Source organism: Aerococcus christensenii (assembly GCF_001543105.1).
Lineage (GTDB): Bacteria > Bacillota > Bacilli > Lactobacillales > Aerococcaceae > Aerococcus > Aerococcus christensenii.
The window spans coordinates 632,908-657,472 of record NZ_CP014159.1 but is presented as its reverse complement, the minus strand read 5'-3'; the positions used below and the strand labels follow the sequence as shown (position 1 = coordinate 657,472).

Annotated in this window: 21 protein-coding genes and 1 other annotated feature; of the genes, 17 read left to right on the top strand and 4 right to left on the bottom strand. The window is 36.7% G+C overall.

From position 1 onward, the window contains the following. The first annotated feature begins 127 nt into the window (after window positions 1–127). The 6 genes from rsmG to AWM71_RS03065 all read left to right on the top strand — a co-directional run bounded on the left by rsmG (window position 128) and on the right by AWM71_RS03065 (window position 4,871). A complete protein-coding gene (gene rsmG / locus AWM71_RS03090) occupies window positions 128–853 on the top strand; it encodes a 16S rRNA (guanine(527)-N(7))-methyltransferase RsmG (protein WP_060776615.1) in 726 nt (241 codons plus the stop codon). 192 nt (window positions 854–1,045) lie between these two features. Then, complete coding sequence (locus tag AWM71_RS03085) at window positions 1,046–1,810, top strand: ParA family protein (protein WP_060776614.1); 765 nt, start codon at window positions 1,046–1,048, stop codon at window positions 1,808–1,810. Beyond that, window positions 1,800–2,786 (top strand): ParB/RepB/Spo0J family partition protein, encoded by a 987-nt coding sequence (locus AWM71_RS03080; protein WP_060776613.1) that lies wholly within the window; start codon window positions 1,800–1,802, stop codon window positions 2,784–2,786. Before AWM71_RS03085 ends, AWM71_RS03080 begins: the two co-directional genes overlap by 11 nt. Before the next feature lie 10 nt (window positions 2,787–2,796). After that, window positions 2,797–3,012, top strand: coding sequence for a DUF951 domain-containing protein (locus AWM71_RS03075; protein ID WP_060776612.1), 216 nt, complete (start codon window positions 2,797–2,799; stop codon window positions 3,010–3,012). Window positions 3,013–3,059: 47 nt separating this feature from the next. Continuing rightward, window positions 3,060–4,157, top strand: a complete 1,098-nt coding sequence (gene ychF, locus AWM71_RS03070) for a redox-regulated ATPase YchF (protein WP_060776611.1) — start codon at window positions 3,060–3,062, stop codon at window positions 4,155–4,157. A 12-nt stretch (window positions 4,158–4,169) separates the two neighbouring features. Then, window positions 4,170–4,871: a DUF1129 domain-containing protein gene (locus AWM71_RS03065; RefSeq protein ID WP_060776610.1), complete on the top strand. Its 702-nt coding sequence runs from the start codon at window positions 4,170–4,172 to the stop codon at window positions 4,869–4,871. Window positions 4,872–4,919: 48 nt separating this feature from the next. Here AWM71_RS03065 and AWM71_RS03060 read toward each other — a convergent pair whose 3' ends face one another. After that, on the bottom strand, window positions 4,920–6,176 hold the full coding sequence (locus AWM71_RS03060; RefSeq protein ID WP_060776609.1) for a lipid II:glycine glycyltransferase FemX: 1,257 nt from the start codon (window positions 6,174–6,176) through the stop codon (window positions 4,920–4,922). Window positions 6,177–6,420: 244 nt separating this feature from the next. Here AWM71_RS03060 and AWM71_RS03055 point away from each other — a divergent pair, with 244 nt between their 5' ends. The 8 genes from AWM71_RS03055 to fsa all read left to right on the top strand — a co-directional run bounded on the left by AWM71_RS03055 (window position 6,421) and on the right by fsa (window position 15,967). Next, complete coding sequence (locus AWM71_RS03055; protein WP_060776608.1) at window positions 6,421–7,119, top strand: response regulator transcription factor; 699 nt, start codon at window positions 6,421–6,423, stop codon at window positions 7,117–7,119. A 29-nt stretch (window positions 7,120–7,148) separates the two neighbouring features. Next, the gene (locus AWM71_RS03050; protein ID WP_060776607.1) at window positions 7,149–8,330 is read left to right on the top strand and encodes a sensor histidine kinase; all 1,182 of its coding nucleotides are present in this window, start codon (window positions 7,149–7,151) and stop codon (window positions 8,328–8,330) included. Further along, window positions 8,311–9,687 (top strand): D-alanyl-D-alanine carboxypeptidase family protein, encoded by a 1,377-nt coding sequence (locus tag AWM71_RS03045; protein WP_060776606.1) that lies wholly within the window; start codon window positions 8,311–8,313, stop codon window positions 9,685–9,687. Before AWM71_RS03050 ends, AWM71_RS03045 begins: the two co-directional genes overlap by 20 nt. A 131-nt stretch (window positions 9,688–9,818) precedes the next feature. Further along, window positions 9,819–10,259, top strand: coding sequence for an OsmC family protein (locus AWM71_RS03040; RefSeq protein ID WP_060776605.1), 441 nt, complete (start codon window positions 9,819–9,821; stop codon window positions 10,257–10,259). Between the two features lie 115 nt (window positions 10,260–10,374). After that, window positions 10,375–10,601, top strand: a binding site (T-box leader). Window positions 10,602–10,660: 59 nt separating this feature from the next. Further along, window positions 10,661–11,956: a serine--tRNA ligase gene (gene serS, locus AWM71_RS03035; protein WP_060776604.1), complete on the top strand. Its 1,296-nt coding sequence runs from the start codon at window positions 10,661–10,663 to the stop codon at window positions 11,954–11,956. A gap of 154 nt (window positions 11,957–12,110) precedes the next feature. Next, a complete protein-coding gene (locus AWM71_RS03030; RefSeq protein WP_060776603.1) occupies window positions 12,111–13,025 on the top strand; it encodes a LysR family transcriptional regulator in 915 nt (304 codons plus the stop codon). A gap of 245 nt (window positions 13,026–13,270) precedes the next feature. After that, window positions 13,271–15,271, top strand: coding sequence for a transketolase (tkt, locus tag AWM71_RS03025; protein WP_060776602.1), 2,001 nt, complete (start codon window positions 13,271–13,273; stop codon window positions 15,269–15,271). Between the two features lie 48 nt (window positions 15,272–15,319). Next, complete coding sequence (fsa, locus tag AWM71_RS03020; protein WP_060776601.1) at window positions 15,320–15,967, top strand: fructose-6-phosphate aldolase; 648 nt, start codon at window positions 15,320–15,322, stop codon at window positions 15,965–15,967. Between the two features lie 161 nt (window positions 15,968–16,128). On the opposite strand, the gene nhaC is transcribed toward fsa, so the two are convergent. From nhaC to AWM71_RS03005, 3 genes are all read right to left on the bottom strand, one after another. Beyond that, complete coding sequence (gene nhaC / locus AWM71_RS03015) at window positions 16,129–17,541, bottom strand: Na+/H+ antiporter NhaC (protein ID WP_060776600.1); 1,413 nt, start codon at window positions 17,539–17,541, stop codon at window positions 16,129–16,131. Window positions 17,542–17,821: 280 nt separating this feature from the next. Further along, window positions 17,822–19,204, bottom strand: coding sequence for an alanine/glycine:cation symporter family protein (locus tag AWM71_RS03010; RefSeq protein ID WP_060776599.1), 1,383 nt, complete (start codon window positions 19,202–19,204; stop codon window positions 17,822–17,824). Between the two features lie 201 nt (window positions 19,205–19,405). Then, window positions 19,406–19,918, bottom strand: coding sequence for a TetR/AcrR family transcriptional regulator (locus AWM71_RS03005; protein ID WP_060776598.1), 513 nt, complete (start codon window positions 19,916–19,918; stop codon window positions 19,406–19,408). A 295-nt stretch (window positions 19,919–20,213) separates the two neighbouring features. Here AWM71_RS03005 and AWM71_RS03000 point away from each other — a divergent pair, with 295 nt between their 5' ends. The 3 genes from AWM71_RS03000 to AWM71_RS02990 all read left to right on the top strand — a co-directional run bounded on the left by AWM71_RS03000 (window position 20,214) and on the right by AWM71_RS02990 (window position 24,470). Beyond that, window positions 20,214–21,590 carry a class II fumarate hydratase gene (locus AWM71_RS03000; RefSeq protein ID WP_060776597.1) on the top strand — a complete coding sequence of 459 codons (1,377 nt, stop codon included), beginning with the start codon at window positions 20,214–20,216 and terminating at the stop codon, window positions 21,588–21,590. A 68-nt stretch (window positions 21,591–21,658) separates the two neighbouring features. Next, a complete protein-coding gene (locus AWM71_RS02995) occupies window positions 21,659–23,089 on the top strand; it encodes an anion permease (RefSeq protein WP_060776596.1) in 1,431 nt (476 codons plus the stop codon). Window positions 23,090–23,120: 31 nt separating this feature from the next. Further along, window positions 23,121–24,470: a flavocytochrome c gene (locus tag AWM71_RS02990; RefSeq protein WP_060776595.1), complete on the top strand. Its 1,350-nt coding sequence runs from the start codon at window positions 23,121–23,123 to the stop codon at window positions 24,468–24,470. Window positions 24,471–24,565: the final 95 nt, after the last annotated feature.

Below are 24,565 nucleotides of genomic sequence, written 5' to 3'. Positions count from 1 at the left end.
ATTTTCCTTTTTTATTTTAAGCGCCAAAGAGAGGTTTGTCTACTTACGAAAAGTGCAGATATTCTCTGCTTAGATTTTATATGCTATAATCAAATCGAAAAAGTTGTGTAAATAGGAAGGAGAAAGAATGAATCAAAAGGAATTTATACAAGCTTTAGCGCTTCACGAGATTCATTTATCTCAAGAGCAAGTGACTCAATTTGATCAATATTATCACTTGTTGGTTGAATGGAATCAGAAAATGAATTTAACGGCCATTACAGAAGAAGAGGAAGTTTATCTTAAACATTTTTATGATTCTCTGAGTTTGGCATTTTATGTAGATATAACAAAAGAAAGTCTAAAGCTTATGGATGTTGGAGCGGGAGCAGGTTTTCCAAGTATTCCACTAAAAATTGCCTTTCCTCATCTTGAAGTAACAATAGTCGATAGTTTGAAGAAACGTATTCACTTCTTGGAGACAGTTAAAGAAAATTTAGGCCTTCAACATGTGCAAGTTTTCCATGGGCGTGCAGAAGATTTTGGACAAGATGTCAATCATCGCGAATGTTATGATTTTGTAACTGCTAGGGCTGTGGCTCGTTTGGAAGTATTGGCAGAATATTGCCTACCTTTCGCAAAAGTTGGGGGGCAGTTTGTGGCAATGAAGGCTGCTAAAGCTGATGAAGAAATTCAATCCGCTAAACCAGCTATTGCGACTTTAGGTGGAAAATTTGCCGAAGATATTGCTTTTGAATTGCCAGAGGAAGTAGGAGAAAGGCATCTTTTATGTATTCAAAAACGTAAAGTAACTCCTAAAAAATATCCACGTAAGGCCAGCTTACCTCAAAAGAAACCTATTCAATCCTTCTAAATAAAAAAGAAGGTTCTAATCAAACAGAATTCTTGCGAAATTTTAAGCACGAAGGATGCTTTTTTGATACAATAAGAAGGACATAAAAATAAGAAGCGAAGAGTTCACAGAGTGAGTTTGGAAGAAATGCGTAAAGGGCGAATCGCATTTCGCCCTTTTTTCATGAGAAAGATTGACAGAGGAGGAAGAAGCATGGGGAATGTAATTGCCATTGCGAATCAAAAAGGTGGTGTTGGGAAGACGACCACGGCTGTAAATTTGGCGGCTGCATTAGCATATGAAGGAAAACATGTCTTATTAGTAGATAGTGACGCTCAAGGAAATGCGACGAGTGGGCTAGGCATTTCTAAAGCAAGTGTAGAAGTGGATATTTATGATGTTTTGGTGAATGAGGTGCCTATTCGAACCACCATTCAAAAAACAACACGGGAAAATCTTGACCTAGTTCCAGCCACTATTCAACTCGCAGGGGCAGAAGTTGAATTAACTAATCTTCCTCAACGTGAACGACGAATGAAAAAAGCTATTGATGAAATAAAAGAGGATTATGATTACTTGATTATCGATTGTCCTCCTTCATTAGGGCACCTAACGATTAATGCTTTTACAGCAGCTGATTCGATTTTAATTCCTGTACAAAGTGAATATTATGCTTTGGAAGGGTTAAGTCAATTGTTGAATACGATTCAATTGGTTCAAAAACATTTTAATTCTTCGTTAAAAATTGAAGGTGTCCTCATGACTATGTTTGATGCGAGGACAAATTTGAGTAATGAAGTAGTTGGAGAAGTCAAAAAATATTTTGGCGATAAAGTTTATGAAACTTTAATTCCAAGAAATGTTCGATTGTCAGAGGCACCTTCTTATGGATTATCTATTATTGATTACGATATGAGTTCACGGGGAGCAAAAGTTTATCTCCAGTTAGCAAAGGAAGTGCTAGAGAATGACCAATAAAAAAATGCGAGGGTTAGGAAAAGGCATTGGAGCACTTTTCCCTAGTGATTCGCCCTTACTACAGAAAGATTCTGTCAGTGAAGAAGCATCTAACTTAAGTAATTCTTCAAATCAATCTATTGAAACAGAAATTAAAAATAGTTTTGAAGAAAAAAAAGAAGTTGCCTCAAATGATCAAAAAGTGAGTTCTCTTTTATTGGCAGAAATTCGCCCAAACCCATATCAACCACGGACGCATTTTGATCAGGAAAGTTTAAAAGAATTAGCAGATTCTATTACTCAACAAGGGGTCTTACAGCCAATTATTGTCCGACGCTCTGCGATTAAAGGATATGAAATAATTGCCGGAGAAAGACGGTATCGGGCAAGCAAGTTAGCAGGTTTGGAGACTATTCCATCGATTATTTGTGATATGACCGATGAGCAAATGATTGAAACCGCTATTATCGAAAATTTACAACGGGAAGATTTAACCCCTTTAGAAGAAGCACATGCCTATAAAAATTTAATGAGTGCCTTGCATCTTACTCAAGCAGAGGCTGCTCAGCGATTAGGAAAAAGTCGAGCTCATGTTGCAAATTATGTGCGCTTATTAGATCTTAGTGAAGAAGTAAAAAATTATTTACAAAAAGGGCAATTGTCTATGGGTCAAGCACGTACGCTTTTAGGTGTTAAAAACGCGAAAGAGCAAGTTAAATTAGCGCATAAGGTTGTTAATGAAGGGATAACCGTTCGGCAATTAGAAAAACTTGTTCAAAATCTTAATGAACCTGTTCAAGCAGCACCTAAAGTTAAAATGATAAAAGAAGAAAAGCCAAAATATCTCTTAATCGGTGAAGAACACTTAATGGATAAATTTGGAACGAATGTTCAAATCAAACCTAAGGGTCAGGCGGGAAGAATTGAAATTGAGTATTTATCGCAAGAAGATTTAACCCGAATTTTGGATCTTCTTGATATTCGATTTGAAGATTGAGAGGGATAAAATGGTTAATAAGAATTATACTCTTTATGATATTGTAGAAATGAAAAAGCCACATCCTTGCAAAACAAATGCCTGGCAAATTATTCGAATGGGGGCTGACATTCGTATGAAATGTCAAGGGTGCGCCCAATCGGTTATGATGCCGAGACGTGAATTTGAAAAGAAAATGAAACGTGTTTTAGAAGAAAGATTGGAACCTAATCAAATAATAAAGTAAGAGGGAAATTCCCTGAGTAAGAATAAGAGAGAAAGTGTGAAGAAATTATGTCATTAACCGCTGGAATTGTTGGGCTCCCAAATGTAGGAAAGTCTACGCTTTTTAACGCTATTACCAAATCTCAAGTAGAAGCTGCTAATTATCCTTTTGCAACAATTGATCCTAATGTAGGGGTAGTAGAAGTCCCTGATGAACGCTTGATAAAAATTACGGAATTAGTTCATCCTAAAAAGACAGTTCCAACGACTTTTGAGTTTACAGACATTGCGGGGATTGTTAAAGGTGCTAGTAAGGGAGAAGGACTAGGCAATAAATTTTTAGCCAACATTCGCCAAGTGGATGCTATTTGTCATGTGGTAAGATGTTTTAAAGATGGGAATATTACTCATGTTTCAGGTGATGTTAATCCACAAGATGATATTGAAACAATTAATTTGGAATTAATCTTAGCTGATTTAGAAAGTGTCAATAAACGCTACGAAAAAGCGGTTAAAGTAGCGAAATCTAAAGCACATGAAGCTGTTGTAGAAGCTGATGCTCTTTCCAAATTAAAAGAAGCCTTAGAAGCTGGTCAGCCTTCGCGTAGTGTGGAATTAACGGATGAAGAAATGGTAGTTGTTAAACAACTTTTTCTATTAACAATGAAACCAGTACTTTATGTAGCGAATGTTTCAGAAGAAGATGCAGCAAACGGAGACAATGATTATGTTCGTCAAGTGCAAGAAATTGCAGATAAAGAAGGCGCAGAAGTTGTCGTTGTTTGTGCGAAATTAGAAGAAGATTTAGCAACGATGGAAGATGAAGAACGCCAGATGTTCTTAGATGATTTGGGAATGAGTCAGTCTGGGTTAGATGTTCTGATTCAAAAAGCTTATACTTTACTTGGACTGGCAACTTACTTTACAGCTGGCGAAAAAGAAGTACGGGCTTGGACTTTCAAAAAAGGAATGCGAGCTCCTCAAGCAGCAGGTGTGATTCACTCAGATTTCGAACGGGGATTTATCCGTGCAGAAACGGTTCACTATACAGACTTAATGGAATATGGAAGTATGCAAGCTTGCAAGGAAGCAGGAAAATATCGTTCAGAAGGTAAAGATTATGAAGTTAAAGATGGCGATATTATGCTGTTCCGTTTCAATGTTTAAGGAGGCGTCAAGGTGGCTAATAAAAATCAAGAACAAGAAGAAGTACAATTAGAAAAAATTCAACAGGAAATAGAAGAATGGCGTCCGCAATTAACGAAACGAAATGAAGAATTTGTGTTTCAATTTGAAAAAGCGATCGCAGATAAAAACTTAAGAGGACGTAATAAAGAGATCGTTCTTCATGAAGTCATTGGTCAACTTATTGAAGGGCAACCTTTAGGAAAAACATCCCAACAACTATTTGGAACGCCTTATTATTATGCTGAAGTTCTAGAAAAATCACCGACGAAGGAAGAAATGGCTCCACCAAGATTTCTTCAAATGTGGGGAGACAATGCTTTATTTGTTGGAGGATTATTTAGCGCTATTGCAGGTTTAATGGAACTTTTAGCAAATGGACAAGCTTCTAATGGATTGACATTAGGACTAGGGGCTTTAATCATCAACTTCTTTATGGGAGGATTAGCGATGACTCTTATGGCACGGTACAGTAAAAAAATGAATTCAGAATGTACAAAAGCAGGATTTATTCGTTATGTTTTTGTTTCGATGGCTGTGATTGGAGGATGGATTTTTTTACTGAGTTTGGTAGTTACTTTTCTTCCGCCAATTTTTAATCCGATGTTAACACCGTCTCTGTATTTCTTCATCGCTGCTCTTGCCTTTTTGGTTCGGTATTTCCTTCAGAAGAAATGGAGTAAGCCGAAATTTTAATAATAGAAAAGGAGAGTTAGCTTCCTAAAGTTAACTCTCCTTTTTAATTTATTTTTTACTGTAAAGATGTTGTTTAAAGTGACGAATACGAGGAAACGCAAACGTCATAAGGAAGTAAAGAGGTTTATTCAGTACATAGTCGAATTCCCCTATTTTATCTGAAACCTTAGTTCCCCACATTTTTTTAAAGAGCCATAAGCCCAAATAGGGAGAATCAGGTGAAGGGTTAACACTTACTCCACCAAAGTCATATGTTTTGGCCCCTTTGTTTCGTGCATAGCGCATCATATCATATTGTAATTGATAATTAGGATTTAAAGTACGATAAGCATTGCTTGATGCTGCGTATAAATAGTAACATTTTTGACCACAGAAACCGAGTAAGGCTCCGGATAGAGGGAGTCCTTCTGGATATTTTTCTTGTAAGTCATGTGCATCCGCAATTAATTGCTTTGTTTTGTTTTGACGAGTAGAGAGTTCTTTGAGTTGATTTTCTTTCTTTTTACTGTCTTTTTTTTGACTTACTTTTTCTAAATCTTTTTGAATAGAAGCAAGTTCTTCTTCTGCTTTTTGGGCCATTTGATTAGGCATTAAACGGATTAAAAAATAATCCATATGCCCATTAGGATGGAGCTTTTCATAAATAGATTGGAAGTAAGTGATATTTCTTGTTGCGAATCCGTCTCTTTCCCCTGTGGTTTGCATCAGTTGAGCAAAAACATCCAGAGATTCCCCACTAGCTTTTTGTGTTTCTAATCCTGATTTCAGTGCCTTTCTTACAAGATTACGCGCTTTTGTATCATAAGAAGCTAATAAATCATCATCATTTTTGTCAATAGGGGTATACATGGTTTGACGAGGCTGGATGTATTGCTCGTTCATTCCATCTTTAAATCCTGTATGATGAAAACCAATAGAAGTTAAAAATTTGAGAATATTTTCGCTTCCTTCTCTTTGGAGGTCAGGATCGATTTTGAGATAGATTGCTTTTTCTTCCTTAGCTACTTCAATCGCTGCATTCCTCAAGGCAATGACTGCTTCATGGTTGTTATAATCGACAACAAAGCCCTTAGAAGCGTAGGCGAAAGTCCAAGGAGTTCCTTTAATTGCTTTAAACAAAAGAAGAGAGACACCTTGCACTTGTTCTTTGCAATCTGCTATAGCAATTTTTTTGTAATGCCAGCCTGTAAAAGCTTTAGCTTGTGCCCAGTCGGTAAGTTGTAATAAGTCTCCGTTTGGATGATTTTCTACAAAATGATTGTGTTCTTCGTCAGTGAGAGATACTGAATGATATGCTGTAGTCATACGATTACTCCTCTTGTGTCTTAAGATGCTGTTTTAATACTACCACGCTTGGTGAGTTTTTAAAAAGTTTCCTTTCAATTTTAGCAAAGTTTAAACATCTCACAGACTATTTTAAATGGAGAATATTGATTTTAAGCAATTCTTAAAGAGATTTTAGAGCGAACAAGTCCGCCTTTTTGATAAGATTTGGTAGAATAGAAACGAGTATGACAGTAATTTATAAGTAAGAAAAGGGGGTATCCTTGTGAAGATACTTATTGTAGATGACGATAAAGAAATTGTTGAATTATTAACGATTTATTCTATGAATGAAAATTATGAAGTAGTTCAGGCTTTCGATGGAGAGGAAGCTTTGAAGAAAATTAGCGAAAATCCAGATATTGCCGTGATCATTTTAGATATTATGATGCCGGACAAAGACGGCTTAACGGTTGTCAAAGAATTAAGAAGTCGAGAAGTAGAGACACCCATTCTTTTATTAAGTGCCAAATCAGAGGATATGGATAAAATTTCAGGATTAACGACAGGAGCAGATGATTATGTCACCAAACCTTTTAATCCTTTGGAAGTGATGGCGCGTGTAAAATCCTTATTGCGACGTTCAAAAGCCAATGATCCCAATAACGGCGATATTATTGAAATAGGACCTTTGGTGATTTACAAGAATTCACATGAAGTGAAAACGATAGACGGACAAACTATTCAGTTAACAGCTCTTGAGTTTGGTATTTTATATTTATTAGCTTGTCATCCGAATAAAGTCTTTTCAGCTGATGAAATTTTTGAAAGAGTTTGGCAACAAGAATCAGTGGTTTCTGCCAAGACAGTTATGGTTCACGTTAGCCATCTAAGAGATAAAATTGAGAGTGCTACAGGCGGAGATAAGGTTATTTCTACGGTGTGGGGAGTAGGCTATAAAATTTCTGACCATTCTCAGGACTAGCGAATAATGAAGGAGGATAAGCTAGGGAAATGGGCGTATTGAAAAAAATAAAAAAGAATGTGCTCTCTAATCGTCAATTGCGAATTTTTACGGAGCTATTTTTTGAAACAATCGCCGTATTGGCCTTTTTGGTGATTGGTTATTTTGGATTTATATTTGTGTTTATTTCCATAACAGAATATATTTATCCTCAATTACTTTTAAATAATCCAGCGTGGTTGATAGCTTTCCCTAGATATCGGCAGTACTTTATTATTATCTTTACTATTTTATATTTGATTGCTGGCTGTCTTTTGGTGATGTGGAGAGTGTACAAAAGAAATCGGGCGATTCAGCTGGGATTTATTTTAGAAGAATTACACTACATTGCTCAAGGAAACTATAATCATAAAATTTCTACGAATCATATGACATCCATGGAGCCGATTGTTTCTAGTATTAATCGATTGGTGAACTCTACAGTAAAAGCAATGGAAGAAGAAAGGCGTTCTGAAGAATCTAAAGATGAATTGATTGGAAACATGAGTCATGATATTCGTACCCCCCTCACTTCTATCATTGGCTATTTAGGATTGATTGAGAATGAACAATGTCAAGATGTTGATCAAATGAAGAAATATGTCAAAATCAGTTATACAAAAGCTCTTCAAATGCAAAAAATGGTAGAGGATTTGTTTGAATATACGAAAGTTAGTCAAGTAAATTCAACTATTCATCCAGTGAACACGAATGTTGTGCGCTTGCTTGAACAATTGAGCGTTGAGTTTGAGTTAGAAGCGAGTGAAGTGGGGCGAAAAATGATTTTAAAACTTCCTGAAGTAGATGAAGTAATGGTAGAAGTAGATCCCGAAAAAATTGTCCGTGTGTTTTCAAATTTAATTACCAATGCTATCAAATATGGAGGGGAAGGCCAGTATATTTGTTTAATATTAGAAGACCAGAAAGAGAAGGTAAAATTTACGATTGCTAATGACGGTACGCAAATTCCTAAAGAAGCTTTAGATAATCTCTTCCAACGCTTTTATCGTGTGGATCCTTCACGTACCACCAAAGGAAGTGGATTAGGGTTGGCGATTTCGGAAAGTATTGTTCGTTTGCACCATGGTAAAATTTGGGTTCAATCGGATCAGGGGGTTACACGTTTTAGTTTCGAGATTCCTAAAAAACAAGAAGAGAAGGAGGAAAAATTCAGTGAAAAAGAGACGAAATAAAGAAATTTTAAAAAAATGGATTTTTCCTTGTTTAATTCTTTCTTCCTTTTTTGGGATAATTCCACAAGAAGCAAAAGCTGAAGAGATTTCTCTTCAAAATTTTTCTGAACAATTAGATCAAACCTATCAATTCCCTTTTCAAACGGGAATAGTGATAAATCAACAGACAGGTCAGATCCTTTATGAAAAACAAGCTGATCAATTACATGGTATAGCGTCACTAACAAAGTTATTATCTTTATATGTTATTTACGATTATTTAGCTAATGATAAGTTACAGTTAGATAGTAAAGTTTCTATTTCTCCTGAAGTAGCGGCACATTCCAGAGCAGAAGGGTTATCTAATGTTCCGCTGCAAGCAGGAGATGATTATTATACGGTGGATCAATTGTTAGATGCTATCATTATTGCTTCTGCTAATTCTGCTACAGTAGCTTTAGCTGAAAAAATTGCTGGGTCTGAGGATCAATTTATTCAATTAATGGAAAATAAATTAAAAGAGCTTCATATTTCAGATTATCAACTGGTTTCAGCGAGTGGATTGCATTCAGGACTTCGAATGGATGGAGGAAAGGAAGGGGTCTCTCCTAAAGCGGAAAATCAATTATCAGCGCGATCTATCGCTGTTTTGGTTCAGCATTTATTAACGGATTATCCAGATGTTCAACGTCGAGCTCAAATTACTGATAAAAATTTTAAAGTGAGTGATCAGATTGTTTATCCACTTCAAAATTCGAATCAGTTGTTGCCAGGAATGAAGTATGAAACAAAACAAGTCACGGGCTTAAAGACAGGAACTGAAGAAAAGGCAGGAGCTTGTTTAGTAGCTACTTTTAGAATGAATCAGCAGTCTATTATTGCTGTGACACTTGGAGCGCCTTCAGATAAGGAACGTTTTTTAGGGACCAAGAAATTATTAAAAAGCTTAGAGAATCATCTAGTTTGGACGAGATTTGCTAAAGAAGGTTCTTTTTATAATGAAGGTCATCCGGTTAGTGTGTATGGTGGGAATAAAGTGATTACGCGATTGCAATATCAAAGAGACGTTGCTTGTTTTCTCCCTAAAAAACATTCAGAAGATGTTAATGTTTGGTCAGATTTTGAAAATTCTGTGCAATACAATACAGAAGGGCAATTAGAAATTAAAGCCCCTTTAGTAATGGACAAAAAAGTAGCAGATGAGCGGTTGCATCTTTCTTTCTATGAAAATATTAACGGCCAAAAATTTCTAAAAGCTCCCCTTTCGCCAACAGAGGAAGTAAAAGCTGTCAGTTTAGGTGTTCAAATCACACGAAAAGTTCATGAAACCATTCAATTTATTATGAGTTGGTTCCGATATAAAATAGCATACGGGTAAAAGGTCCTTAAAAAGAATCTTTTTAATTTCTTTGCAAAGAGTATATATCAAATAGCATGTAAGCCTTTACAGCGCGTAACGGAATCGTTATAATTTAAAGTATAGGAACGTGTAGAAAGAAAGGAATTCTTATGACAGACAAAACATTTAAGGCAGTTGTTGATGTAGTTAAAGGTATGGAAGTGCATAGTCAAGTTAGAGACTTTACATTTGTAATGGATGAACCTGTTGCAAGTGGAGGAAGCAACAAAGGAATGAACCCAATTGAAGCTTTACTTTCTGCTTTAGGTGGATGCAAAGCTATTGTGATTCAAGCTTTTGCGAAAGCTCATCATATGAATATCCAAAAAGCTTCTTTAACAATTGAAGGAACTTTAGATGTAGATGGCTTTAGAGGAACAAATCCAAATGCTAAAATTGGATTAGGGGTTATTAAGACGACTTACCATATCCAAGCAGATAATACAAAAGAAGAAATTGAAGAATTTATTGAATTTGTTGATCATACTTGTCCTGTAAGAGATACTTTGGCACATTCTCCAGAACTTGAAACAGAATTAATCATTGAATAAGTTTTTAAGAGCAAGCAGATATAAAATTCCTGCTTGTTTTTTTATAAGAAGAATTACATGAAAGAGCTATTGACACTTCTTATAATTCTTTATAAAATGTAACCACATACTATAAAGAAAAGTTGTGACAAGTACCTATTATTTCTTTTTTTAGAGAGCTTACGGTTGGTGAAAGTAAGTAAAAGGAGGTAGGGAATCCACACAATAATTTGCTTATAAATTTGATTTTATCAAGGAATATTGCCGGCTAACAACCGTTATCTGTGAGTGCAAGACAAATTGATTGTCTTGAATCAGGGTGGTACCGCGAAAAAAAGATTAAAGAGCCATTTCGTCCCTTATAGAGGGATGAAATGGCTTTTTTTATTTCTTAAAAGGTTCGAAATTAAGGAGGATATAGGATGATTGATGTACGTTTATTAAGAGATCAATTTGAAGAAACTTTGCAAAAAGAACAAAATCGTGGAGTTGTTAAAGAAGAGCTTGAAACGATTAAGGATTTAGATGAAAAACGGCGGGAATTAATTGCTCAGACCGAACAATTAAAACAAGAAAGAAATGTCGTTTCTGATACTATCGGTCAATTAAAGCGGAATAAAGAAAACGCAGATGATAAAATTAAGGAAATGCAAGCTTTAGGTCAAAAAGTAAAAGTCCTAGATGAAGAACTTAAAGGAGTAAATCAAGAACAACATGATCGGCTAGCTCGTATTCCAAACTTACCTGCAGAAGGTGTTCCTGTAGGAGAAGATGAAAATGAAAATGTTGAAATTCACCGTCATGGAGAACCTCGAAAATTTCCTTTTGAAATTAAAGCTCACTGGGATATCGGGGAAGCTCTTGATATTTTAGATTTTGAAGCAGGGGCAAAAGTTTCTGGAGCCCGCTTTGTTTATTACAAGGGACTAGGAGCACGTTTGGAAAGAGCGGTTTATAACTTTATGTTAGACCAACACCAAGCAGAAGGTTATTTAGAAATGATTACGCCTTACTTGGTAAATGACCAAGCAATGTATGGAACAGGTCAATTTCCTAAATTTACAGAAGATGTTTATCAAATTACCAATGAAGGTCAAGACCTTACTTTAATTCCAACCGCAGAAGTGCCTCTCACTAACTATTTTGCTAATGAAATTCTTAATTATGAAGATCTTCCTATTAAGGTAACTGCCTTATCTCCATGCTTCCGTTCAGAAGCAGGTTCAGCAGGCCGTGATACGAGAGGTTTGATTCGGATGCATCAATTCAATAAGGTAGAAATGGTTAAAATTGCACGTCCTGATCAATCTTTTGAAGAATTAGAATCGATGACAAAAAATGGAGAAAACATTCTTGAAAAATTGGGCCTTCCTTATCGTCGTATTGTTCTATGTACAGGAGATATGGGCTTCTCTGCTTCTAAGACTTACGATTTAGAAGTTTGGATGCCTAACCAAGATACTTATCGTGAAATTTCTTCTTGTTCAAACTGTATTGATTTTCAAGCCAGACGTGCACAGATTCGTTATCGTGATAAAGATGGTAAACCACAATTGGTGCACACTTTGAACGGATCTGGTTTAGCAGTTGGGCGGACTGTGGCTGCGATTATTGAGAACTATCAAAATGAAGATGGTTCTGTCACAATACCAGAAGTTTTAGTTCCTTACATGGGTGGCGTTACTAAAATTACGAAAGAAAACGCTAAAGGTTTTTAATTGAAAGTATAAACCCAAAGGCCGTTTTGATTAGAAGGATCAAAACGGCCTCTTTTCTAGGAGAGAGTAATTTTTAAAGAAATGAAAAATAAATGGGTTCCTTAAGCTATGTTATAATAAGTCTAAGTTAATGAAATAAACGGAAGGAATTCGTATGAGAACACAGGATTTAGAATACTTTATCCATTTAACTAAAACCCAAAGTTTTACAGCGACAGCAGAAGCATTGGGAATTTCGCAACCTGCTGTATCTTTAATGATTAAACGTTTAGAAGATGAATTAGATACTACCTTATTTATTCGTAAACGAGGAAATAATATTTTAAAACTAACGGGGACTGGTAAAATTTTTCAAAAACAAGCGGAGAAAATACTTCAGTTAGTTGAATCAACCAAAAAAGAAATTAATGATAAAGAAAATAACAGCATTCAATTAGGAGTTCCTCCTATTATTGGAGCGACCTTGCTTCCTCTCTTTTTGCCAAATTTGATTAAGTTTTCTGAAAAAATTCAAATTATCGAGAAGGGAGGCTCCAAGGCGATTTTAAATCTGCTAAGGAAGGGAGAAATTAATACTGCACTTGTGGGTTTTTCTCAACCTATTGAAGAAGAGGCTTATCCGGATATTACGACGACTTTATTGATTAAAGATCAATTTCAAATTTGGGTAGGAGAAAATCATCCTTTAGCAAAAAAAACAACGGTTTCTTTGAAAGATTTAAGGGAGCAATCATTTGTAATCCTTGGCGAAGATTATGTTCAGCATCAGGTGTTTTTGAATTGGGCAAATACGCATAACATTGATCAGACCAATATTTTTTCTACGAATGAAGTAGCCACTGCAAAATCTTTTGTGAAAGCCAACGTTGGAGCAACTATGCTTATTGAAATGGCAACGAATACCAATGAAGGTTTAGTGAAGTTGAATTTAGAAAATATTTCACTTCCGTATTTTTATATTTATTTAATGGTAAGAACTTCAAGCAAAGAAGACTCTCTTCAAAATATTGTAAGTAACGAAATTAAAGAAGTGGCTCGAAAACATTTCTCTCATAAATCTTTTCATTAAAGGAAATGATTCAAAACAACCCTAAAAGCTTATGATCCCTTAAGTTTTAGGGATGTTTTTGTCAAGGAAAGTGGAGAATTTGTAGAAAAATGATCATTTGTTCATTTCTTAGAAGGTAAATATGAACTTTTAAACAAATGTAAAAAAATTGTTTTTGAATCTGATTGACAAGTTTTTTAATACAAGATACCATGAATATAATTGAGTGAGCGTTTTCACGCGTATTGAAAAGGAGTGACCAATTGATGTTTAATCAAGCAGATCAAGAAGCCGTTAGTGCTATTCGGATGTTAAGTGTTGATATGATAAATCAAGCAAATTCAGGACATCCAGGACTTCCGATGGGAGCAGCGCCAATGGCTTATGTTCTTTGGAGTCAATTTATGAATCAAAATCCATCGAACAGTCATTGGATAAATCGAGACCGTTTTGTCCTTTCTGCAGGACATGGCTCAGCTTTACTTTATAGTTTATTACATTTATCTGGATATGAAGTCACTTTAGATGACGTGAAGCAATTCCGTCAATTAGGATCTAAGACGCCAGGACATCCAGAAGTCCATCACACAGATGGCGTAGAAGCAACGACAGGGCCTTTAGGGCAAGGAATTGCTACAGCTGTGGGGATGGCGATGGCTGAAGCACATGATGCAGCTGTTTACAATACAAAAGATTATCAGTTAGTAGATCATTATACCTATGTCTTGAATGGTGACGGAGATTTAATGGAAGGAATCTCCCATGAAGCCGCTTCTCTGGCTGGACATTTAAAATTGGGAAAATTAATTTTACTCTATGATTCCAATGACATCTGTTTAGACGGGCCAACCAACAAAACATATACTGATGATGTTAAATCTCGATTTGAAAGTTATGGTTGGCAATATGTTCGTGTAGAAGATGGCAATAATCTTGAAGAAATTGCTCATGCTCTTGAAACTGCGAGAGCTGATAAGGAACATCCAAGTTTAATTGAAGTGAAAACAACAATTGGTTATGGCTCCGAAAAAGAAGGAACTTCTGCTACACATGGAAGCCCAATTGGTGAAGAAGATCGTGCACATGCGGCGAAGGTCTATGGGTGGAAATATGATAAATTTGAAATTCCAGAGACTGTTTATACTCTCTTCAAAGAAAAAGTCGCTGATCGTGGAGCCAAGGTAGAAGCTGCTTGGGAAGAACAATATGATGCCTATCAAAAAGCTTATCCAGATCTTGCTGAACGCTTTAAACGGGCTTATGCAGGAGAATTACCAGAAGATTGGGCAGATTGCTTACCAGTTTATCATGAAGGAGAAGATGCCCTCGCTTCACGTAAAACAAGTGAAAAAACTATTCAAGCAATCGCAAGTCGTTTACCAGAATTCTGGGGAGGCTCTGCTGACTTGAAAGCTTCTAATAATACTTACATCAAAGAAGGTGATGATTTTTCACCTGAACATTATCAAGGACGTAATATTTGGTACGGTGTTCGTGAATTTGCGATGGGAGCAGCCATGAACGGGATTCGGTTACATGGAGGTTCCATTACTTATGGAGGGACTTTCTTTGTTTTTTCAGATTACTTACGTGGAGCTATTCGGGTAGCGGCTTTGTCCAATATTCCTTCTATTTATGTCTTCACGCATGATTCTATTGCTGTGGGAGAAGATGGACCAACGCATGAGCCGATTGAACAATTAGTATCATTTAGAGCATTACCTAATGTCAATACCATTCGCCCAGCAGATGGGAATGAAGTTTCTGCTGCTTGGAAAGTAGCTGTAGAATCTAAAGAAACGCCAACTGTATTGGTTCTTACTCGGCAAAATCTTCCTGTTTTAAAAGGAACAGATGAAAAAGCGAGTCAAGGTATGAAACATGGTGCCTATGTTCTTTCTCCAGCAAAGGGAGACGTAGCAGACGGTATACTCATTGCCACAGGATCAGAAGTAAATCTTGCTGTACAAGTTCAAGCGGCTTTAGAAAAAGAAGGCATTGATGTGGCGGTTGTTTCTATGCCATGTCAGGAAATTTTTGATCGCCAAGATCCTGCTTATAAAGAATCTGTATTACCAGATGCAGTAACAAATCGGATGTCTATTGAAATGGGAGCGACATATGGTTGGGAACGCTATGTCGGTAGAAAAGGCTTTACCTTTGGAATCGATCGATTTGGAGCTTCAGGAAAAGGGAATGCTGTGATTGATCAATATGGCTTTACAGTAGAAAGTATTGTAAACACCTATAAAGAAATTTTTAAATAAAAGATAAATTTGATAAGGTAGGCTTTCATTTTATAGAGGAGGATAAGCATGAAATTTTTCTTAGATACAGCAAATATTGATGAAATTAAACGAATCAATGATTTGGGATTATGTGACGGTGTCACAACAAATCCTTCCTTAATCAACAAAGAAGGAAGGGATTTTGAAGAAGTAATCAAAGAAATCTGTGCAACCATCGATGGGCCAGTTTCTGCTGAAGTAACAGCTTATGATTATGAAGGAATGGTTCAAGAAGCTCGTCAATTATCAAAATGGGCAGATAATGTTGTCGTAAAGATTCCGATGACTGAGGAAGGCTTAAAAGCGACACATACCTTATCCAAAGAAGGCATTAAAACCAATGTTACCCTTATTTTCTCTGTAGCTCAAGGTTTATTAGCTGCTAAAGCAGGGGCAACTTATGTTTCTCCTTTCCTTGGGCGCATTGATGATATGGGGGAAAATGGTGTTCAACTGGTAGAAGATTTACGGGAAGTCTTGGATATTTATGGCTTTGAAACAGAAATTATAGCTGCTTCTATTCGCCATATTGGCCATTTTGAAGGTGCCGCTTTAGCGGGAGCAGATATTGCGACGATTCCGGGGACTCTTTTCCCTAAACTTTGGTCTCATGTTCTCACTGATCAAGGAATTGAAAGATTTAAAAAAGATTGGGAAGCTTTCCAAAATCGCTAGTATTCTTTAAAATAAAGATACATATTTATAAGATCGCATGTCCTATTATTAGTCGTGCGATCTTTTTTGTTGATCTTACAAAAAAGGTAGTCAAAGAATTTTAAGCATTCTTTGGCTACCTTTTATACCATAATCAGAACCACAAGTCTTTTCTGAAATTTTTACGAGAGAGAGTCGTTGACAACTTCTCTTTTATTTTTGAGGAAGTTCCTTTTTTCCCATTTTAAACCAATACCGGTTATTCCAGATAAGATAGAAAATAGAGGAGATAAGAGGCTGAAGAAAGTGAAAGGTAAAAATTCTAGTACGCTAACACCTAATGTGGTAGCCGCGAAGGAACCAGCAACGCCCCAAGGGATGAGGTAATTAATAACACTCCCTCCGTCTTCTAACACCCGTCCCAATGCTAAAGGAGAGAGACCTAGTTTATCATAGGCTGGTTTTAAAGCACGACCAGGGAGAATAACAGATAGGTATTGTTCGCCCACTAAAAGGTTAATTCCAATACAGGAGAAGATAGTTGTAGTAATAAGTGAAGCAGGACCTTTTAATTTTTGAACAAGGGGTTCCATGGCATTTTGAACAACATGAAATTTCATTAATAAGCCTCCCAAAGACAGAGTAGAGATAATGAGGGAGACAGTTCCCATCATATGGGAAATTCCTCCACGAGTAAGCAAGGCATCCAAAGCAGCGTCTCCTGTATGTGCGATAAAGCCATTGCTGATAATAGCTGTTAGTCCAACGATGGATTCATGGGGATTATGACCAAAAATCATTAAAACTGTGACAGCAATGTTCAAAAAGAGCGTTGGAATCGCTGGGATTTTTTTCCATGCGCAAAATAGCATCATTAAGAGTGGAAGAGAAGCCCACCAAGAAATGGGGAAATTAACTTTTAACAACTGAGTAATATGATCTATTTTGCTTGTATCAATAGTTCCGTTATTTCCTAGGAGAGTATAGAGAAAAAGAGAAACTACAAAAGAAGGGAGTGTAGACCACATCATATTTTTAATATGGGCGAATAGTTCTCCTTCTGAGATTGCAGAGGCTAAGTTTGTAGAATCTGAAAGAGGAGACATTTTATCTCCAAAAACCGCACCGGAAACAATGGCGCCTGCTACTAAGCTTGAATTTTCCCCCATACTTACACCAATTCCAAAGAGTGCAATTCCGACTGTGGAAATAGTTGTGAAGCCAGAGCCAATGGAAAGACCGATAATGGAACATACAAGAAAGACAGAAGGGATAAATAGATTTCCACTGATTAATTTAAATCCCAGGTACATAATGGAAGGGATAATTCCGCTTTTAATCCATAGACCGATTAAGGCACCGATAAGGATAAAGATAAAAATAGGAATAATAGCTACACTAATACCTTCTTTAATACCGTCTTGGATATCTTCAAAAGAAGCGTGGTGTAATTTAGCCCAAAAAATGATCAAACAAATGGTTCCTAAAACAGGAACTTCGGGAGACATTCCGAATTTAATAACCGCTGTGCCTAAAATAAGTAGAAGCATCGCTAAGATGCTTAACGCTTCTTGGAAAGGGACTTTATAGTTCATTTATTAACCTCCTAAATAAAAAATCCCGTTGATTATTCATCAACGGGACGATGTTAGTAACCGCGGTACCACCCAAATGACAAGGCTAAACCTTGTACTCGTATCAGGTAATAACGACACTGATTGGGCCGGTATAAATAGTTCGGTGTAATTCATGTGATTCCGCCTGACTGACTTTCACCTTTTGTCAGCTCTCTAAACGCTTAACGGAGACATTACTAAAGTCGAACTTATTGCCATTCATCATAGCAAGTCTTTGAAATATTGTCAATGTATTTTTTTAAATTCTTTGCTTATTTTTAAGGTTGGCTTGTTTGGTGTTGCCACCTTCTTTATCTTGTTGTAAGGCTTTGACTTCTTTATGTAATAAGAGAATTCCAATAATATTTGGGATAACCATTAATGAATTGAACAAGTCAGAGAGATTCCAGACAGTATCAATTTCTTGTAAAGTCCCTAGAACAATGCCAAGAAGAACAAGTCCTTGATAAGGTTTTAATGCTTTTTTCCCTAATAAAAATTTGACATTAGTTTCTCCAAAATAATACCAGCCGATAATGGTAGAGAAAGCAAAGAAAGTAAGAGCAATTGCCAGTAAAGCAGATCCGAGATTTCCAAAAGCTCTTTGAAAGGCTTCCTGGGTAATTAAAGCACCTTGTAATTGGCTTTGTTCAGCTCCTGTGACAAGTATGATTAAAGCAGTTGCAGAACAAATCACTAAGGTATCGATAAAGACACCTACCATGGCGATATACCCTTGGTCGACAGGGTGGTCCACAAAAGCTGTAGCGTGGGCGTGGGGAGTAGACCCCATCCCCGCTTCATTACTAAAGAGTCCTCGAGCAACCCCTTTAGAGATTGCTTGTTTGATAGTATAACCTAATGTTCCTCCGAGAGCAGCTTGAGGAGTGAAGGCGGCTTTAAAAATTAAAGAAATAGAAGGGATAATATTTTGACGGAATTTAATCAAAATAATTCCAGCTAAAACGATATAAATAATGGCCATGACGGGCACAATGAGTTGCGCAAATTGTGCGATTCGTTTAATTCCCCCTGAAAAAATTAATCCACCGACTAAAGCAATAGCAATTCCTGAAACAAATAGTGGAATATGGAAAGCTTTATACATAGCGGTTGCGATGGAATTGGATTGCACCATATTCCCGATGAAACCTAAGGCAAAAATAATAGAAATAGCAAAGAAAGTGGCTAAAAATTTACCTAGCCGAGGCGATATTTTCCCTACGCCATCTGTTAAGTAATAAGCAGGACCTCCGATAAAATGACCGTCTTCAGTATGCTTATATTTTTGAGCTAAGCAAGCTTCTGCAAAAATGGTTCCCATACCGAGTAAAGCGGCTACCCACATCCAAAAGATAGCTCCAGGCCCCCCGGCTAAGATAGCAGTTGCAACCCCTGCCACGTTACCGGTCCCTACTTGAGCCGCAATTGAAACAGCGAGTGCTTGGAAGGACGAAACGCCGGTGTTATTTTTTGAAAAAATATCTTTAAAAGTGCGACGAAAGGCAGCTGGAAGTTTTCTAAATTGAATGCCTTTGGTATAGAAGGTATAAAAAATTCCGCATCCAAGTAGAGCGGTAACGAGTAGTCGATTTGCCAAAATATCATTTACTGAGAGAATAAGTTGATTAAAGTGTTCCATTATAAATCCTATCTTTTATTGAATTAAAAACGGTTGGGAAGTTTCCTAAGCGGTTTCTTTATATTATAGCTGTAATGAAGGGATATAGCTATAAAAATTAAAGAGAAATAGTGTAGAAATTTTTAGAGATAGTTTTGATTTAAAGAGAAGAAATGCTACGAGAAAAAAATATTATCGCGCAAGAAGTATTTACAAAGTTTGTTAAATCGTTTTTAAAGGAAGCGGGAGCGCTTCAGTGATGACGGTAGTCATTTTTTGAATGGATCTTTTTTGACCGCTTTTAATCCACTGACAAGAGGTATACGTAATAGCGGAACTTGCGAATGTAGTGAGGATATCCATTGTTTCACTGTTGGAGGGTTCATTTATTAAGTGAGTCAATTGGCTTGAAATGAAATGATAGAGGAAATTATAAAAATCGTTATGACATTTTAAAGTAAGAATACGTTGATAGTAGATGGGCCTTTTACTAAGAGTAAGAAGAATAGCGGTGATTAATTCTGCAGGATTTTTTATAGAAAGAGAGGTTTCTTGATTAAAGTCGTTGAGAAAAACGTGGTTCATAACATCAAATTTATCTAAAAAATAGCGATAAAAAGTAGAACGGCTTGTTTGGCTTCTGTTTATGATGTCAGAGACGGTAATATTTGCTTCATGAGATTCGATAGTTAACTGATAATATGCGTTAATAATTTGATTTTGAATAGTTGTCATTTTTTCACCTAGTAAATTTTGCTTTATTAATTCTTATTATAATTTATTCGGTTACGATTGTCTATTTAATATGTGAATAAATATTTATTGGGTGAAACATTTTAGCAGAATTGTCTCTTTAATTTTAGCTAATTTGTGATTAAATAGTGTTGTAAGGGGATGAGATAGTAGTAAAAAGTTTTTAATCCTAAGATATATTATTCACATGAATAGTGAATCGAATTGCTTTTTCTCACAAAGCCAATAATAAATTGTAATAAATTGATAATATAAATAAATAGAAAGAGGGATACAAATGAATGAAAAAAAATTTCGAATAGAGCATGATTCAATGGGAGATATAAAAGTGCCTGCAGAACACTATTGGGGAGCTGTAACAGAAAGAAGTAAAGAAAATTTCTTAATTGGAACAGAGTTAATGCCTGAGCTTGTTTTACGTCCGGTGATTAATATTAAAAAAGCGGAAGCCTTAGCAAACCGTGATTTGGGAAATATTTCTGAAGAAAAAGCCAAATACATTGTTGAAGCAGCTAATCGAGCTTTAGCTTTGGAAGATTTACATAGCGAATTTCCTTTACGCGTATGGCAAACAGGGTCAGGAACACAAAGTAATATGAATGCCAATGAAGTACTTGCTAATATGGGGAATGAAAGTGCAGGCAAAAAATTATTACATCCGAATGATGATGTTAATAAAGGACAAAGTTCTAATGATGTATTCCCTTCAGCTATGCAGATTGGATTCTATGAAGGGATTCATTCTGAAATTTTACCAGCCATTGATCGGCTAATAGACAGTTTCCAAAAGTTAGAAGATAAATATAAAAACAAGATTAAAGTCGGCCGGACGCATTTGCAGGATGCCACTCCTGTTACTTTTGGACAAGAAGTTTCAGGATGGCGAATGATGTTAGAAAAAGATAAAGGTATGATTCTGGAGGCGAGCGATCATTTAAGAGATCTTCCTTTAGGAGGAACGGCTACAGGAACAGGTTTAAACTGTTCGCCTGATCAAGATACCAAAGCTTGCGAATATCTTTCAAAAATTTATGGGCATGAATATACTGCTGCTGCTAATAAGTTTTATGGGATGACTTCTAAGGGACAAATTTCTTTTGCCCATTCTGCTTTACGGACTTTGGCTGAAGATATGATTAAAATTGCCAATGATGTTCGTTGGTTAGCCTCTGGGCCACGGTGTGGGATTGGTGAAATTGAAATTCCTGCTAACGAACCTGGATCTTCTATTATGCCAGGGAAAGTTAACCCTACTCAGTCTGAAGCTTTAATTATGGTTGCTACACAAATTATGGGTAATGATCAAGTAATCGCTATTGCGGCTTCTCAAGGTTATTTTGAATTAAATACTTACATGCCTTTAATTATTAATAACTGTGCTCAAACTGTTAGCTTGTTAGGATCTGCTATTGATTCTTTCGATAAAATGTGTGTTAAAGGAATTAAAGTAAATGATGAAAAGATGGATCATTATTTAGAAATTTCTTTAATGAATGTTACTAAACTTTCTCCTGTGATTGGTTATGAAAAAGCGGCAGAAATTGCGAAACACGCTCATAAAAATAAACAAAGTCTACGTCAAGCCAATCATGACTTGGGCTATTTATCAGATGAAGAATTTGACCAGGCTATGTGCTTAGAAGATATGATTTAAAAAAGAATTAGGTTAAACAAGGAGAGATTCCTTGTTTAACCTAATATTTTGATGAAAGGGTAAATAAAATGGAAAAAGAAAGTGCAAATTTAGCCTCGGTAAATTATGTTAAAGTAATTATTCCTATTTTGATAGGAGCAATGATATGGTTTTTGCCATTTAAGCCAGAAGCGGTAACAGAGGTTGCTTGGCATTTGTTTGCCATTTTTGTGGGAACGATTGTTGGATGTATTATGCAGCCTTTACCTATTGGGGCAGTTTCTTTATTAGGATTAACGGTTATCTTTCTAACGAACACTTTGAAAATTAAGGTAGCTTTGTCAGGGTTTACGTCGGGAACAGTGTGGTTAATTGTCATGGCTTTCTTCCTATCTCGTGGTTTTATCAAAACAGGATTGGGAAACCGCATTGCTTATCTTTTTGTGAAAAGGTTTGGGAAGAGTACTTTAGGACTGATGTATTCTTTGTTAGGAGTAGATTTTGTTTTGGCGCCCGCAACCCCAAGCAATACAGCAAGAGCTGGGGGCATTATGTATCCGATTGTTCGTTCTTTAGCGGAAACATTTGGCTCCTATCCAGATGAACAGACGCGACGAAAGATGGGTTCTTATTTGATTTATACGACATGGCAAGGAAATATTATTACATCGGCTATGTTCTTAACGGCGGTGGCCTCTAATCCTTTGGCTCAAGAATTAGCACACACAGCAGGCGTGGATCTTTCTTGGGGACAGTATTGCTTAGCTTCCTTTGTTCCAGGGGTATTGGCACTTATTGTAACGCCTTGGCTGATTTTTAAGATATATCCACCAGAGATTAAAGAAACACCGAATGCACCAGAGTGGGCAAAAGAACAATTGGATAAAATTGGATCTATGTCTAAATCTGAGAAATGGATGCTCGGAATTTTTATTTCTGCTTTGGTTTTATGGGTAGTGGGATCAAGTATTCAATTGGCAGCTACGACAACAGCTTTTTTAGCAGTCAGTGCTTTAATTTTATCAGGGGTTTTAACATGGAAAGATATTAAAAGTGAATCTGGAGCTTGGGATACACTGGTTTGGTTTGGTATATTAGTAATGATGGCTTCGCAATTAAATGAGACGGGCTTTATTCCTTGGTTAAGTCAAGGAATTTCTCAAGCAGTTTCGGGCTTGCCGTGGCAATTGACCATTATTATTTTATGTTTAGCCAATCACTACATTCATTATTTCTTTGCTTCCACTACCGCGCATGTCAGTGCTGTTTATCTCGCCTTCTTAACAGTAGCTATTGCTTCAGGCGTTCCACCTATGTTCGCAGCGATTATGTTACTATGGGCAAGCAACACAATGTCTTCATCAACGCATTATTCTAACGGACCTTCTCCTATTTTGTACGGATCGGGATACGTTAATCAAACAGAATGGTGGAGTTACAGTGCTATCATTGCTTTAGTTTATTTTGTCCTCTTCTTTGGTGTAGGGGGAGCTTGGCTTTATCTTATTGGAATGGTTTAGTCTGAGATAATGTATGGAAAGGAAGAAAGAAATGTCAATCTTACAAACCAATTATGATGTCGTTATTATAGGGTCAGGAGGAGCCGGTATGAGTGCAGCTCTTGAAGTAGCTGCAGCAGGATTAAAGCCAGTTATCCTTGAAAAAACAGATAAAGTGGGTGGAAATACAAACAAAGCGTCGAGCGGAATGAATGCTTCTGAGACTATTTTTCAAAAAGAAGCAGGGATTTCTGATCAGAAGTCAGCCTTCTTTGAAGAGAGTTTAAAGGGCGGACACGGGAGTAATGATCAAGAACTTTTGCATTATTATATAGATCATTCAGCAGCAGCTATTGAATGGCTGAATACTAAAGGAATTGTTTTAGATAATTTAACAATTACGGGAGGGATGAGCCTTCCACGTACCCATCGGCCTCATGACGGTTCAGCCGTAGGAGGATATTTAGTGAAAGGGTTAAAGCGAAATTTAGAAGCATTAGAAATTCCGATAGTTATGGGGGCAGAAGCTCTAAATTTAATTCTTGAAAAGGGTCGAATTATAGGCCTTCAAGTAAAACAAAATGATGAGGTTAGAAAAGTTGCTTGTAGAGCAGTTATTTTAGCTTCCGGTGGGTTTGGTGCTAATTTCCAAATGATTGAGTCTGTTAGACCTGACCTTCGAGGCTATATTACTACTTCTGGATCAGGGATTACAGGAGACGGTATCCGCTTAGCTGAAGAAGCAGGCGGCTATTCCGTAGATATGGGAAAAATTCAAGTCCACCCAACAGTTCAACAAGATCAAGGAATTTTGATTGGAGAAGCAGTTCGTGGGGAAGGCGCTATTATGGTAGATGCTAAAGGGCGCCGATTTGTCAATGAGATGGGAACAAGAGACGTTGTTTCTTCCGCGATTACTTCTTTACCAGAACAAAAAGCGCGCTTAATTTTTGATCAAGGCGTAAGAGAGAGAAACAAAGCTATTGAGTTTTATGATTATAAAGGCTATGTGATTAAAGGAGAGAGTGTGGAAGATTTAGCTGCGGCTATTAATGTTCCTGCACAAGCCTTGAAAGAAACGTTACAAACTTGGAATGGCTTTGTTGATCGAAAAGAAGACGTAGCTTTTCAACGAACAACGGGCCTGCATCGACTAGACCGTGCTCCTTATTATTCTATTGAGATTGCACCGGGTATTCACTATACAATGGGGGGAGTAAAGATTAATACTAAAGCGGAAGTCCTTCACCAAGGAACTCAAGAACCTATTCTAGGCTTATATGCTTGTGGTGAAGTTGTTGGGGGAATTCATGGTTCGAACCGTATCGGTGGAAACTCTATTGGCGAAATTATTGTGTTTGGACGATTAGCTGGTCAATCAGCTAGTCAATACCTTCAATAAAAGCAAAGGGACACAGAAGAGTGCCCCTTTTTTAATGGATAAATTCCTTTTGTCGAAGGGAGAGAAAGGGTATAATAAGCTTTATGACGGATGAT

Coding starts and splice junctions, on each gene's coding strand:
- rsmG (WP_060776615.1), top strand. CDS start 128: ATGAATCAAAAGGAATTTATACAAGCTTTAGCGCTTCACGAGATTCAT.
- AWM71_RS03085 (WP_060776614.1), top strand. CDS start 1,046: ATGGGGAATGTAATTGCCATTGCGAATCAAAAAGGTGGTGTTGGGAAG.
- AWM71_RS03080 (WP_060776613.1), top strand. CDS start 1,800: ATGACCAATAAAAAAATGCGAGGGTTAGGAAAAGGCATTGGAGCACTT.
- AWM71_RS03075 (WP_060776612.1), top strand. CDS start 2,797: ATGGTTAATAAGAATTATACTCTTTATGATATTGTAGAAATGAAAAAG.
- ychF (WP_060776611.1), top strand. CDS start 3,060: ATGTCATTAACCGCTGGAATTGTTGGGCTCCCAAATGTAGGAAAGTCT.
- AWM71_RS03060 (WP_060776609.1), bottom strand. CDS start 6,176: ATGACTACAGCATATCATTCAGTATCTCTCACTGACGAAGAACACAAT.
- AWM71_RS03050 (WP_060776607.1), top strand. CDS start 7,149: ATGGGCGTATTGAAAAAAATAAAAAAGAATGTGCTCTCTAATCGTCAA.
- AWM71_RS03040 (WP_060776605.1), top strand. CDS start 9,819: ATGACAGACAAAACATTTAAGGCAGTTGTTGATGTAGTTAAAGGTATG.
- serS (WP_060776604.1), top strand. CDS start 10,661: ATGATTGATGTACGTTTATTAAGAGATCAATTTGAAGAAACTTTGCAA.
- AWM71_RS03030 (WP_060776603.1), top strand. CDS start 12,111: ATGAGAACACAGGATTTAGAATACTTTATCCATTTAACTAAAACCCAA.
- tkt (WP_060776602.1), top strand. CDS start 13,271: ATGTTTAATCAAGCAGATCAAGAAGCCGTTAGTGCTATTCGGATGTTA.
- fsa (WP_060776601.1), top strand. CDS start 15,320: ATGAAATTTTTCTTAGATACAGCAAATATTGATGAAATTAAACGAATC.
- nhaC (WP_060776600.1), bottom strand. CDS start 17,541: ATGAACTATAAAGTCCCTTTCCAAGAAGCGTTAAGCATCTTAGCGATG.
- AWM71_RS03010 (WP_060776599.1), bottom strand. CDS start 19,204: ATGGAACACTTTAATCAACTTATTCTCTCAGTAAATGATATTTTGGCA.
- AWM71_RS03005 (WP_060776598.1), bottom strand. CDS start 19,918: ATGACAACTATTCAAAATCAAATTATTAACGCATATTATCAGTTAACT.
- AWM71_RS03000 (WP_060776597.1), top strand. CDS start 20,214: ATGAATGAAAAAAAATTTCGAATAGAGCATGATTCAATGGGAGATATA.
- AWM71_RS02995 (WP_060776596.1), top strand. CDS start 21,659: ATGGAAAAAGAAAGTGCAAATTTAGCCTCGGTAAATTATGTTAAAGTA.
- AWM71_RS02990 (WP_060776595.1), top strand. CDS start 23,121: ATGTCAATCTTACAAACCAATTATGATGTCGTTATTATAGGGTCAGGA.